At 68.9% G+C, this 12361-nt stretch carries 13 protein-coding genes; 2 read left to right on the top strand and 11 right to left on the bottom strand.

What is annotated here, in order from left to right; all coding sequences use genetic code 11:
• Positions 1–78 precede the first annotated feature (78 nt).
• The 11 genes from IEZ21_RS09655 to IEZ21_RS09605 form a co-directional block, all read right to left on the bottom strand.
• Positions 79–1368, bottom strand: coding sequence for an ammonium transporter (locus tag IEZ21_RS09655; protein WP_189321461.1), 1290 nt, complete (start codon positions 1366–1368; stop codon positions 79–81).
• A gap of 102 nt (positions 1369–1470) precedes the next feature.
• Positions 1471–2094 (bottom strand): helix-turn-helix domain-containing protein, encoded by a 624-nt coding sequence (locus tag IEZ21_RS09650; protein ID WP_033321601.1) that lies wholly within the window; start codon positions 2092–2094, stop codon positions 1471–1473.
• A gap of 9 nt (positions 2095–2103) precedes the next feature.
• Positions 2104–3192, bottom strand: a complete 1089-nt coding sequence (locus IEZ21_RS09645) for an FAD-dependent oxidoreductase (protein ID WP_189321460.1) — start codon at positions 3190–3192, stop codon at positions 2104–2106.
• Entirely contained in the window at positions 3189–4508 is a 1320-nt protein-coding gene (locus IEZ21_RS09640) for an FMN-binding glutamate synthase family protein (protein WP_189321459.1), read from the bottom strand. Before IEZ21_RS09640 ends, IEZ21_RS09645 begins: the two co-directional genes overlap by 4 nt.
• 15 nt (positions 4509–4523) lie before the next feature.
• Entirely contained in the window at positions 4524–5198 is a 675-nt protein-coding gene (locus IEZ21_RS09635; RefSeq protein ID WP_189321458.1) for a GltB/FmdC/FwdC-like GXGXG domain-containing protein, read from the bottom strand.
• Positions 5186–6052: a class II glutamine amidotransferase gene (locus tag IEZ21_RS09630; RefSeq protein WP_189321457.1), complete on the bottom strand. Its 867-nt coding sequence runs from the start codon at positions 6050–6052 to the stop codon at positions 5186–5188. Before IEZ21_RS09630 ends, IEZ21_RS09635 begins: the two co-directional genes overlap by 13 nt.
• 11 nt (positions 6053–6063) lie before the next feature.
• Positions 6064–7392, bottom strand: a complete 1329-nt coding sequence (gene glnT / locus IEZ21_RS09625; RefSeq protein WP_189321456.1) for a type III glutamate--ammonia ligase — start codon at positions 7390–7392, stop codon at positions 6064–6066.
• A gap of 232 nt (positions 7393–7624) precedes the next feature.
• Positions 7625–8293, bottom strand: coding sequence for a GntR family transcriptional regulator (locus tag IEZ21_RS09620; RefSeq protein ID WP_033321607.1), 669 nt, complete (start codon positions 8291–8293; stop codon positions 7625–7627).
• Positions 8294–8390: 97 nt separating this feature from the next.
• Positions 8391–8894 carry a flavin reductase family protein gene (locus IEZ21_RS09615; protein ID WP_189321455.1) on the bottom strand — a complete coding sequence of 168 codons (504 nt, stop codon included), beginning with the start codon at positions 8892–8894 and terminating at the stop codon, positions 8391–8393.
• A gap of 26 nt (positions 8895–8920) precedes the next feature.
• Complete coding sequence (locus tag IEZ21_RS09610) at positions 8921–9346, bottom strand: ester cyclase (protein ID WP_033321609.1); 426 nt, start codon at positions 9344–9346, stop codon at positions 8921–8923.
• Positions 9333–10937 carry a BCCT family transporter gene (locus tag IEZ21_RS09605; RefSeq protein ID WP_189321454.1) on the bottom strand — a complete coding sequence of 535 codons (1605 nt, stop codon included), beginning with the start codon at positions 10935–10937 and terminating at the stop codon, positions 9333–9335. The genes IEZ21_RS09610 and IEZ21_RS09605 overlap by 14 nt, the downstream gene beginning before the upstream one ends.
• Before the next feature lie 245 nt (positions 10938–11182).
• On the opposite strand from IEZ21_RS09605, the gene IEZ21_RS09600 reads away from it, so the two are divergent.
• Both IEZ21_RS09600 and IEZ21_RS09595 read left to right on the top strand, forming a co-directional pair.
• Positions 11183–11812: an amino acid synthesis family protein gene (locus IEZ21_RS09600; protein ID WP_189321453.1), complete on the top strand. Its 630-nt coding sequence runs from the start codon at positions 11183–11185 to the stop codon at positions 11810–11812.
• A complete protein-coding gene (locus IEZ21_RS09595; RefSeq protein WP_189321452.1) occupies positions 11809–12360 on the top strand; it encodes an amino acid synthesis family protein in 552 nt (183 codons plus the stop codon). Before IEZ21_RS09600 ends, IEZ21_RS09595 begins: the two co-directional genes overlap by 4 nt.
• Position 12361: the final 1 nt, after the last annotated feature.

Here is a 12361-nt window from a genome sequence, read left to right as displayed (position 1 = left end):
GGCGCAGGCACCTCGTGCTGCACCGTCCGCAGATGTCCGGCCGCCCCGCCCCGAGGCTGTAGTCCTCCCGTACGGCCCCTATCCCGCAGCGGCAGGCTCCGGGGTCGGGGCGGTGGTCGGTGGGTGCGTGAGGTCGTAGGCGCTCTCCGCGTGCAGGTGGACGTCGACACCCTCCTGCTCCTCCTCGGGGCTCACCCGCAGGCCCATCGTCTTGTCGAGCGCCTTGGCGATCAGCCACGTCACGGCGAAGGAGTACAGGAGGACGGCGAAGGCGCCGACCGCTTGCTTGCCAAGGAGGGAGAGACCGCCGCCGTAGAGGAGGCCGTCGACGCCGTTCGGGGCGTCAGAGGTGGCGAGGATGCCGACCAGGAGGGTACCGGTGAGGCCGCCGACGAGGTGGATGCCGACGACGTCGAGGGAGTCGTCGTAGCCGAACTTGTACTTGAGGCCGACGGCGAGGGCACAGACGGCTCCGCCGATCGCGCCGAGGGCCAGCGCGCCGAGCGGGGAGACGGCGCCGCAGGAGGGGGTGATGGCGACGAGTCCGGCGATGGCTCCGGAGGCGGCGCCGAGGCTGGTGGGATGGCCGTCGCGGAGCTTCTCGACGAGGAGCCAGCCGAGCATCGCGGAGCAGGTGGCGGTGAAGGTGTTGAGTACGACGACGGAGGCGGCGTTGCTGGAGGTCAGCGCGGAGCCGCCGTTGAAGCCGAACCAGCCGAACCAGAGCAGGCCGGCACCGAGCATCACCAGGGGCAGGTTGTGGGGCCGTTCTGTGCCCTTCTGCCAGCCGATGCGCTTACCGAGGACCAGGATCATCGCCAGGGCCGCCGCGCCGGCGTTGATGTGTACGGCCGTACCCCCGGCGAAGTCGATGGCGCCGAGCTCGTTGACGATCCAGCCGCCGACGACGTCGTCGCCGTCGAAGGCGAACACCCAGTGGGCGACGGGCAGATAGACCAGGGTGACCCAGATGCCGGTGAAGGCCATCCAGGCGCCGAACTTGATGCGGTCGGAGATCGCACCGCAGATCAGTGCGGCGGTGAGGGCCGCGAACAGGGCCTGGAAGGCGGCGAAGACGGAGAGCGGGATGGTGGCCTTCGGGTCGTCCTTGATGACGTCGCTCAGGCCGAAGTACTCGGTGACGTCACCGAGGATTCCAGCGCCTCCCATCGAGTCGCCGAAGGAGGCCGAGTAGCCGTAGACGACCCAGATGCAGCCGACCAGGGCGACGGACCCGAAGGTCATCATGATCATGTTCAGGACGCTCTTGGCGGCGACCATGCCACCGTAGAAGAGCGCCAGGCCCGGCACCATCAAAAGGACGAGTGCCGTGCTCGCGAGCATCCAAGCGGTACTTCCGGTGTCCATGCGCACGCTCCGCGGAGAGGTCCAGCAGGAAGAAACGTCGTTTCACCGCAGTAGACTGGAGGTGCGTTACAAGACACTTCCGTGGCCGATTAACACCGGGTTTCAGTGCTGCGGGCTGTCCCCGAAGGCCGTCACCGTCAGGAAGCGGATCGGCAACTCGACCAGCCGCTCCGGGCCGTGCGGGGCCTCGCCGTCGAACTGCAGGGCGTCGCCGGGGCGCAGGGTGTAGCTGGACTTGCCGTGGCCGTACACCATGACGCCTTCCAGCATGTAGATGATCTCGGTGCCGGCGTGCTGGAAGAGCGGGAAGACCTCGCTCTGTTCGGTCAGCGTGACCAGCAGGGCGTCCATCCGTTTGTGGGCGCCCCGCAGCGAGCCGAGCTGGGCGTACTCATGACCGACGCGGGTGCCGCGCCGTACGATCCGGGCGCCGTGCCCGGCGGGGACGAAGACGGCCTCGCGTTCGTCGTCCATGCCGCGGAACAGGGCGGTGACCGGGACGTCGAGACCGCGCGCGAGCCGGGAGAGCGTGGTGAGGCTGCACGCGGTCTGGGCGTTCTCGATCTTCGACAGCATGGCCTTGGAGATGCCGACCCGCTGCGCCATCTCGCCGACCGACAGCCCCGCCGCCTGCCGGTACTCGCGGGCCCGGACCGCGATGATGCGCTCCAGCGCCTGGTCGTCGGAGTCCTGGGAGTCCGCTGCGGGTTCCGGATGCTCGGTCACCGGCGCATCCTAGCCCGCGCGGTCCAGGCGGAATCGGGGGTGGGGCTCGGTACGGCCGGTGGCGAGGTCGGCGGCCATCGCGCCGATGAGCGGGGCGAACTTGGCGCCGTGACCGGAGCACGGAGAGGCGATGACGAAGGGGCCATGGCGGTCGAGGACGAAGTCCTCGTCGGGGGTGGTGGTGTAGAGGCAGGTCGCTTCGGCCACCGGGTCGGGCTCGAGGCCCGGGAGCCGGTCGCGGACGAAGCCGCTCACCCGAGTCCGCGACGACGGGTCGACGACGCCGTTGCGGGTACGGGCGGTGGTGGGCGTGCCGCGGTCGTGCTCGGCGACCTTGACCGCGGGGAGCGGGCCGCCGTCGCTTCCCGACGGCAGGCCGTAGAGGTGCAGCGCGCCGTCCCAGACCAGGGTCGGCCACTTCACGGACGGATCGCGCTGCCGGAAGTGGAAGACCTGCTGCTGGGTCACCTGCAACGGCGGCAGGGCGACGGGCAGTTCGAGCTCGGGCAGCCAGGATCCCGCGGCGATCACCACGGTGTCCGCGACGATCTCACGGCCGTCGTCGGTGTGCAGCAGAACCCTCTCGCCGCCCCGGACGTCGATGCCCGTGACGCGTACACCGATGATCGCTTCCGCGCCGTGTTCGATCGCCCGCCGTACGCAGGCCCCTACGGTCTCGTCGGCGTCGACCACGCCCGCGTCCGGGTGGTGGAGCACCGGGCCCGTGACGCGGATGTACGGCCAGCGCTCCGCGGCGGCTTCCGGGCCGAGGAGTTCGTGCGGCACTCCGGCCGCGTCGAGGAGGGCCGCCAGCGCCTTCGGGTCGCGGTCCTCGCCCATGTCGAGGCCACCGGTCGTGCGCAGCAAGGGAGTCGAGGCGTCGTCCTCCAGCTCGCGCCACTGCTCGTGCGCCTGCCCGGTCAGCCGTACGTAGAAGGGGTCGGCGTACGCCCGCCGGAAGATCCGCGAGCTGCCGTGCGAACTGCCGTGCCTGTGGGCGATGTCGTACGCCTCGATGAGTGTGACCTCGTGGCCACGCCGGGCCAGTTGCCAGGCGGTGGCCGCGCCCATCAGCCCAGCGCCTACGACGGCGATCACAGGCCTTCCCCGGGGATCCAGTTCGTACCCGCGAGCGGGACGCGGGCCATGGCAGCGGACTCGATGGTAAGAGCGACCAGGTCCTCCGGCTCGAGATGGAGGAGGTGGGCCTTGCCGCAGGCGCGGGCGAGGGTCTGGGCCTCCATGGTCATCACGCGGAGAAAGTTGGCGAGCCGGCGGCCGGCCTCGGCGGGGTCGAGGCGGGCGGCGAGTTCCTCGTCCTGGGTGGAGATGCCGGCGGGGTCGCGGCCGTCCTGGTAGTCGTCGAAGTAGCCTGCGGCCGAGCCGAGTTCGCGGTACTCGGCGTCGTACTTCGGGTGGTTGTCGCCGAGCGCGATCAGTGCGGCCGTGCCGATGGCGACCGCGTCCGCGCCGAGGGCGAGCGCCTTGGCCATGTCGGCGCCGCTGCGGATGCCGCCCGAGACGATCAGCTGGACCTCACGGTGGACGCCCAGCTCCTGCAGCGCCTGGACGGCCTGGGGCAGGGCGGCCAGGGTGGGGATACCGACGTGTTCGATGAACACGTCCTGGGTGGCGGCCGTGCCGCCCTGCATGCCGTCGACGACCACGACGTCGGCGCCCGCGTGCACGGCGAGCTTCACGTCGTAGTACGTCCGTGTCGCGCCGACCTTCACATAGACCGGCTTCTCCCAGTCGGTGATCTCGCGCAGTTCGAGGATCTTGATGGCGAGGTCGTCGGGGCCGGTCCAGTCGGGGTGGCGGCAGGCGCTGCGCTGGTCGATGCCGACGGGCAGCGTCCGCATCCCGGCGACCCGTTCGGTGATCTTCTGGCCGAGCAGCATGCCTCCGCCGCCGGGCTTGGCACCCTGGCCGAGGACGACCTCGATCGCGTCGGCGGCGCGCAGGTCGTCGGGGTTCATGCCGTAGCGGGACGGCAGGTACTGATACACGAGGTGCTTGGAGTGGCCGCGTTCCTCAGGGGTCATGCCGCCGTCGCCGGTGGTCGTCGAGGTGCCGACCTCGCTGGCACCGCGGCCGAGGGCCTCCTTGGCCTGGGCGGACAGCGCGCCGAAGCTCATGCCGGCGATGGTGACGGGGGTGGCGAGCCGCAGGGGGTGCTTGGCGTGCCGGGTGCCGAGGACGACGTCCGTGTCGCAGCGTTCGCGGTAACCCTCCAGCGGATAGCGGGACATGGAGGCGCCGAGCAGCAGCAGGTCGTCGAAGTGCGGGAGTTTCCGTTTGGCGCCCCAGCCGCGGATGTCGTAGATGCCGGTCTCGGCGGCGCGCTGGATGGCGTGGATGGTGGCGCGGTCGAAGGTCGCCGACTCGCGCAGGCCGTGGGATGCGGGTTCCATGATCGTCGAACTCCCTCAGTACGCTGTCGTGTTGTCGACCTTGAAGTGGTAGAGCTGCCTGGCCGAGCCGTACCGGCGGAAGTCGGCAGGGTCCTCGTCACGCTCGGCCGCCTTGAGCAACTCGGCGAGTTCTGCGAGGTGTTCAGCACTCATCTCCTTCTCGACGCAGTCGGCGCCGAGGGACTTGACCGTGCCCCTGACGTAGATGCGGGCCTCGTACAGTGAGTCCCCCAGTGCGTCGCCCGCGTCGCCGCACACCACGAGGCGTCCGGCCTGCCCCATGAAGGCGCTCATGTGGCCGACGCTGCCGCCGACGACGATGTCCACGCCCTTCATGGAGATCCCGCAGCGCGCGGAGGCGTCCCCGTCGATCACGAGCAGGCCGCCGTGGGCGGTGGCACCGGCGGACTGGGAGGCGTTGCCGCGCACCCGGACCGTGCCGGACATCATGTTCTCGGCGACCCCTGTCCCTGCGTTGCCGTGAACGGTGACCGTGGCCTGCTGGTTCATGCCGGCGCAGTAGTAGCCGACGTGCCCCTCGATGTCGACGGTGAAGTTGCCACGGATGCCGCAGGCGACGGCGTGCGCACCGCGGGGGTTGAGCACGCGCCAGGACGCCACCGGCGCCTCGTGCAGTGCCTGGTTGAGGTCCCGCACGGGAGTCTCGGCCAGGTCGATCAGCGTCGCCATACGTACACCTCTTCCGGCTCGGGTTCGAAGATGCGGGCGTGCTCGATGCCCGGCAGAACGTCCAGCGCCCGGTACTCGGAGGCCATCGCGACCCACGCGTCGGTTTCGGCGACGAGCGCCGGCTTGCAGGCGATCGCGTCGCGGACGACCGCGAAAGAGTCGCCGGTGGACACGAGCAGCGTGTAGAAGCCGTCGAACCGCTCGCACAGCAGCCGCAGCGCCTTCTCCAGTTCAGCGCCCTGCTCCAGTTGGTGCGCGATGAAGCGGGCGCCGACCTCGGAGTCGTTCTCGCTGTCGAACTCGACGCCCCGCGCGCGCAGTTCACGGCGAATGGTGGCGTGGTTGGCGAAGGAGCCGTTGTGCACCAGACATTGACCGGGGCCGACGGAGAAGGGATGGGCCCCCTCGGGCGTGACGGCCGACTCGGTGGCCATCCGGGTGTGGCCGACGCCCTGCCATCCGGTGACGGTGGAGAGTCCGAAGGCGTCCGCCAACTCCACGGGGTTTCCCGTGCCCTTGAGTACGGCCATGTCAATGCCGGAGCCGATGACGGTGGCGTGGGGCAGTGCGGCCTGGATGGCTGTGAGCAGGTCGGTGTCCCCGTGCACCACCGTGGTGGCGTCGGCTGCGACGGCCACGGCACCGGGCAGCGCGGCCTCCGCCTCGGTCGGCGTGACCCCCAGCAGCGAGACGACGGCGCGTCCCGGCGGGGACAGGCGCGGGTCGCCGTAGACCGCGACACCGGCCGAGTCGGGGCCGCGTTCGACAACCTGGCCGAGCATCGCGGTCAGCAGTTCGCCGAGCCGTGGTTCGAGGGAGGGCTCACGCAGATGGAGCCCCACGATTCCGCACATCTCAAGTCCCTTCAGAAGGCGGTCAGATACCGGTCGAGCTCCCAGGGGCCGACCGTGGCGTGCCAGTCGAAGAACTCCTCACGCTTGAGGTCGGCGAAGTACCGGCTGACCCCGGTGCCTGCTACGTCCAGCGCGCCGCTGATCACGTCGTCCGCCTGGAGGGCCTCGACGGCGTGCAGCAGGGTGGGCGGGAGTTCCGGGCCCTTGCCGGCCTCCCCGGGCTCGCCCGGGTCGAGGCCGCGTTCGATGCCGTCGAGGCCGGCGGCAAGCGCGGCGGCAGCGGCGAGGTAGGGGTTGGCGGCGCCGTCTCCGCCGCGCAGCTCGATGCGGTTGCCGTCGGGGACGCGGATGAAGTGGGTGCGATCGTTGCCGCCGTAACTCGCCACGCGCGGCGACCAGGTGGCACCTGAGCGGGTGTTCACCGCACCGGTGCGCTTGTACGAGTTGACGGTCGGCGCGATCACGGCCTGGAGTGCCCGCGCATGCTCGACGATCCCGGCGACGAAGGAGTAGGCGATCGGGGAGAGACCGAGTCCGCGCCCGTCGGTGGCGTCGGGAAAGGCGGGTTCGTCGCCCCGCCACAGCGACATGTGCAGGTGCATGCCGGTGCCGGTGCGGTCGGTGAACGGCTTGGGCATGAACGTGGCCGTCATGCCGCGCTGTTCGGCCAGCATCGACACCAGGTAGCGCATGGTGATGACCCGGTCGGCGGTGGTGAGGGCGTCGGCGTGCTTGAAGTTCTGCTCGAACTGGCCGTTGCCGTCCTCGTGGTCGTTGGCGTAGTTGCCCCAGCCGAGCGCGTTCATGGCACTGGAGACCGCGGTGAGATGGTCGTACATCCGGGTCAGGCCGCGCGCGTCGTAACAAGGCTGCCGCGCGGTGTCCTTGGCGTCGGCGACACTGAGCACGCCGTGCTCGTCCCGGTTGACCAGGAAGTACTCGACCTCTGCGCCCACGGCCAGGGAGAGTCCCCGGGCCGCGGCCCGCTCCAGCAGCCTGCGCAGGATGACGCGGGGTGCATAGGGCCAGGGTTCGCCCTCCACGTACGGGTCGCAGTGGACGAGGGCGAGACCGGGCTTGATGAAGGGGACCGGTGTGTACGAGGAGGCGTCCGGCCGGGCGATGACATCGGGGTCGCTGGGCTGCTGGCCGAGGGCGCCGGCCGCGTATCCGGCGAACCCGACGCCCTCGTCGCGGAGTTCCTCGACGGCCTGGGCCGGGACGAGCTTGGCGCACGGCTTGCCGGTCAGGTCGACGAAGACGGCAAGCACGAACTCGATGCCGTCGGCGCGGACCAACTCGGCGAGATCGGGGGCGTCCGCTGTTGGGTCGGTCGTCATGGGGCCTCCCTGGCCGGAATGAGGTGTCTACTGTGATGAATCATCGTTGCCTACGAGTAGACACCCCTGGAGTTACGGGAGGATTTCAGCGGTGGAAGGTCCCCGTAAGCCGAAGGGCCGGGTGCCGCCCCCGAAGAGGCGGAACCCGGCCCTGATATACCGTCAGAAGATTGCGGCATACGGCTCGTTGGCGGCCAGGTGGGCGCAATGAACGGGCTGGGTGGGCCTGGTATCAGGAACCTGCCGTGCCGAACCTCTCGTTCGCACCGCCGATGGGCAGCCCCGCCAGCAGCGCACGTCGACTGGCCCTGACGTGCTCACGCATCACGTGCTCGGCGCTGTCGCCGTCCTTCTCCAGGATCAGCTCCAGGACGAGGTGGTGTTCACGGTCCGACTGGAGGGGGCGGCCAGGCTGACTCAGCGACGTGTTCACCAGCCGGGAGTAGGCCAGCTGGTTCATGAGCATCCGGTAATGGGCTTCCAGTTTGCTGTTGTCGGCCCCGGAGATGAGCAGGTCGTGGAACTCCTGGACCAACTCCGCGTACCGCTCCCTGTCGTCCCGTGCCACCGCTTCATCGGCCTCGCGCAGGTTTCGCTCGAGCATGTCGATCTCCGGGACCCGGCCCCGCCGGGCGAGAAGGCGGGCGGCCGCGCCCTCGAGGAGCTCCTTCATCTCGAAGAGCTCGGTTATTTCGCGGCGGGAGGGAGTGGTGACGAACGTCCCGACGCGGGGCCGGATTTCCACCAGCCCTTCGGTCTGCAGCTGCTTGAGGGCTTCGCGTACCGGCGTACGACTGACGCCGAACTCTTCCGCGAGAGCGAGCTCCGAGAGCGGAGCCCCGGGCTCGATGTCTCCCTTGATGATCCGCCGGCGCATTTCGGCGATCACCCTGGCCTGCATCGACCCTCCCCCGGCCTCCGGCCGGGGGGACCCCCCCTTCGGTTCGCTCGTTGCGCGATTCACCGAACCCTCCTCCGTCTCCCGAGCCACCCGCCGGTCACCCCAGCGGCGCGAGCGCGCCGCCGTCGAAGAACTTACCCGCGCTGTAGACCATCGGATGGTGCCCGGCGACCGCAGCGTGCACCACGCGGCAGATGAACACGGTGTGCGTGCTGGCCTGCAGCCGCTCGCGGATCTCGGCCTCCATCTGCGCGCTGCTCCGGGCGATCAGCGGACTGCCGAACGGGCCGCTCTCCCAGTCCAGGTCCTTGAACTTGTCGTCGGCCTTGCTTGCGAACGTACCGACGACGTCGAGTTGGTCCGTGGACAGGATGTTGATCGCGAGGTGGTCCGCCCGGAACAGACAGTCGTGGGTGGACGAGGTGCGCTGGACGCACACCATCACGGTGGCGGGGTCGAGCGAGATGCTCGAGAACGCGTTGACGGCCAGCCCTCTGGGGGTCTCTCCGTCCATCGCGGTCACGACCGTGACACCGGTGACGAACTGCCGGTTGACCTGCTTCATCACATCGAGGTCGGGCTTCGAGGCAAGCGGGGCCATGGAGATGCTCCTGGTCATCTTGATCGTCAGTCCTGTCCCACCCGGATGACGCCCAGCGCCGAGAGCAGCGCTCTGGGATCCCACGTCACGTGCTCCTCGACGATCCGGTCCCCCTCGAAGCGGGCGAACGTGGCGCCGCTGACCTCGACGTGCCGCTTGGTGGGAGGGACACCGAGGAACGAGTTCACATGGGTTCCGCTGCTGTGCCAGCGGATCGCGGCCCTGTCGCCTTCGACGACGATGTCGTCGATGGTCGTGACCAGGTCCGGGAAGGCCTCTCGGGTCGAGACGATCGCGGCTTTGAAGGCGTTCAGGTCCTGCGGGTGCGGGTTTCCGCCGTGGCGGAGGTACGCCGGGCTCAGCAGCGCGTCGAGGGCATCGACGTCACCCTGGCCCCAGGCCGCGGCCCACTCCTTCTCGATGAGCCCACGACGGGCGTCAGAGTGCGACATCGGTCTTCTCCTTTCGATCTGCACTCAGCTCCTTCCAGAAGGACACCGCCAGGCCGGCGATGATCACGAGGAAGGGCAAGGACGTCACGATGACGGTGTTCTGAAGGGCGTTCAGTCCGCCGGCGAGCATGAGGACGACGGCGGTGACACCCGTGAGGACGCCCCAGAGGATGAGTACCGAACGACGCGGGGTGAGCGATCCGTCCGAGGTCATCATGGACAGCACGTAGGTGTTGGCGTCCGCGCCGGAGACGAAGAACATCACGACCAGGATGATCGCGATCACCGATGTGACAGTGGCGAGCGGGAAGTGGTCGAGGGTCGCGAAGAACGCGCTGTTGATGTCAGCCGTGGTCTGCTTGGCGATGTCGCCGCCCTCGAACAGGTCGAGGTGGATCGCCGTGCCGCCGAAGACGGTGAACCAGGTGAAGAACACCACGCTGGGGACGACCAGGACACCCGTGATGAAGCCGCGGATGGTGCGGCCGCGTGAGATACGGGCCAGGAAGACACCGACGAAGGCACCCCACGAGACCCACCAGGCCATCATGAAGTACGTCCACCACTGCATCCACTCCAGGCCGCCGAACGCGGTGCCCTGCAGGCTCATCCGGAAGAAGTCGGTGGCCCACTGGCCCACGGACTCGATGTACAGGTTCGCGAGGAACACGGCCGGGCCGACGATCAGCATGAAGACGAACAGCGCGGCCGCCAGCAGCGAACTGCCCTGGCTCAGGAACTTGATGCCCTTGCTGACACCGGTCACCGCCGAGAGCGTGAAGACCGATGTGACGGCGGCGATGATGAGCACCTGGCTCACCGAGTTGACCGGGACCCCGAACAACCTGCCGAGACCGTTGTTGACCTGGAGAGCTCCAAGGCCCAGGGACGTCGTGGTGCCGAAGAGCGTCGCGAACACGGCGAGCACGTCGATCGCCTTGCCGATCGGCCCGTTCACGCGGTCGCCGAGCAGCGGCACGAACAGCTGGCTCACCAGGGTGCGCCGGCCCTTGCGGTAGGTCGAGTACGCGATGGCCAGACCGAAGACGGCGAAGATCGCCCAGGCGTGCAGGCCCCAGTCGAAGTAGGAGTACTGAAGGGCGCGCACCGCTGCCGCAGGCGTGTTCGGCTCGGCGAGACCGTGCGGTGGCGTCGCCAGGTGGGAGATCGGTTCGGCGACGCCGTACGAGACCAGTCCGATGCCCATGACCGCGCTGAGGATCATGGCGAACCAGGTCGGCGTCGAGAACTCGGGACGGTCGCTGTCCTTGCCCAGTCGGAGGTCGCCTGCGGGGCTGAAGGCCAGGAACACCAGGAAGACCAGGATGGCGAGCGTGACCACCAGGTAGCTCCAGCCGAACGTGGCTGTCACCCAGTTCAGCGAGTCGTTCGTGACCTCGTTCAGGTTGTCGGTGAAGAGCACCGCCCAGGCTACGAAGACGGCGGAGATACCGATCGAGGTCCAGAAAACGGAGCCGAGCTTGCCGCCGCCGTCGTGGCCGGTGCCGGTGCCATCCGTGGGGCTTTCCCCACCGCTCCCCGACGGCGTGGCGGGCGTCGTTTCCGCGCCTGTTCCAAGGTCACTGGACATGAAACTCCTTGGGTCCGCGGGGCCCGATGGCCACCGATACTGGCATACAAGTGGCAGTAAGGCAGGTCGCGGATTGAGCGTCAAGGGTCCGGTGTAAGCGGATCGTAAATTCGTGTGCGGTCGCACGTAAACGCACAGGTCATTGGCACAGAATGGAATGTATGCAGCTGCGGATAGGGGACTCGATGGTGTCCTCCAGTTCAGCACCTTGACCGATACGAGAGGCGTCCCTATCGTCCTGTGGCATGCAAGAGCGCATCAAGGATCGTCCTGACGACAGCATCGGTCTCCGCAAACTCGTGCTCTACCGCGACGTCGTCCTCACCGAGGCGGGCGAGGCGCCCGCACAGCCCGCACGGCGAGCCAGCGTCGCCGCCGTCATCCGGAACCCCTGGGTGGGTGTCGGCCCTTCGGCCGATCTGTCCGAACAGCAGGGCCAAGTCGCTCCGGTGCTCGCGAAGTTGCTGACCGAGCGGCTCATCGGCGCCCTCGGTGGCGTGGACGAGATCGAATCGTTCGGCAAGGCCGCCATCGTCGGCACGGCGGGCGAGATCGAGCACGCCGGTGCCCTCATCCACACTCCGTACTTCGGCAACCTGGTCCGGGAGTTCCTCCAGGGCGAGTCGATCATCTGCTTCGCCGACACACGCGCCGAGGCCGGCGAGACACTGATCGTCCCGCTCTGGCACAAGACACATGCCGCGACTCGCAGTCACTACCAGACCATCAGCGCCCGTGTTTCCGACGCCCCGCGCGCCGACGAGATCGTCGTCATCGCCGCCGCGTCGACGGGGCCGCGCCCGCACCCCCGTATCGGGGACCGCATGACCGACCCCGTCGTCAGCACCGAAACCCTGGAGGTAGTCCCTTCATGAACGTCCGCAAGATCGTGACCGTCGTCGAGGAGATCCACACCGAAGGCGGCCGCGAAGTGAGTCGTCCCGCCCGGGTCGCCGTCGTCGCGGCCGTGATCGAGAACCCGTGGGCCGGTCAGGGTTTCGTCGAGGACCTCACTCCCGGAATCGACGCGAACGCCTCCGACCTCGGAGCACTGCTGGCCCCAGCGGTCCTCGACGCCCTGGAGTCCCCCGCAGAGGCGTACGGCAAGGCGGCCATCGTCGGCCTGGACGGCGAGGTCGAGCACGGCTCGGCGCTGATCCACACGCTCAAGTTCGGCGACCACTTCCGCAAGGCCGCAAACGCCACCACCCTGCTGCCCGCGGTCGAGAAGCGCGGGCCCGCCGGCATCGTCTTCGACATCCCGCTGAAGCACATCACCGACGCCACGATCCGTTCGCACCACCAGAGCATCGAGGTCCGGATCAGCGACGCCCCCCACCCGAACGAGATCGTCATCGCGCTTGCCGCGGCCGCCCAGGGGCGCCCCCAGCAGCGGCTGGCGCCGCTCTCGACCGAGCAGTAGG

Source organism: Streptomyces flaveus, assembly GCF_014647675.1.
In the GTDB taxonomy this organism is placed as follows: Bacteria; Actinomycetota; Actinomycetes; order Streptomycetales; family Streptomycetaceae; genus Streptomyces; species Streptomyces flaveus.
The sequence above is the reverse complement of the archived record's forward strand: the minus strand, read 5'-3'. Positions and strand labels throughout refer to the sequence as shown.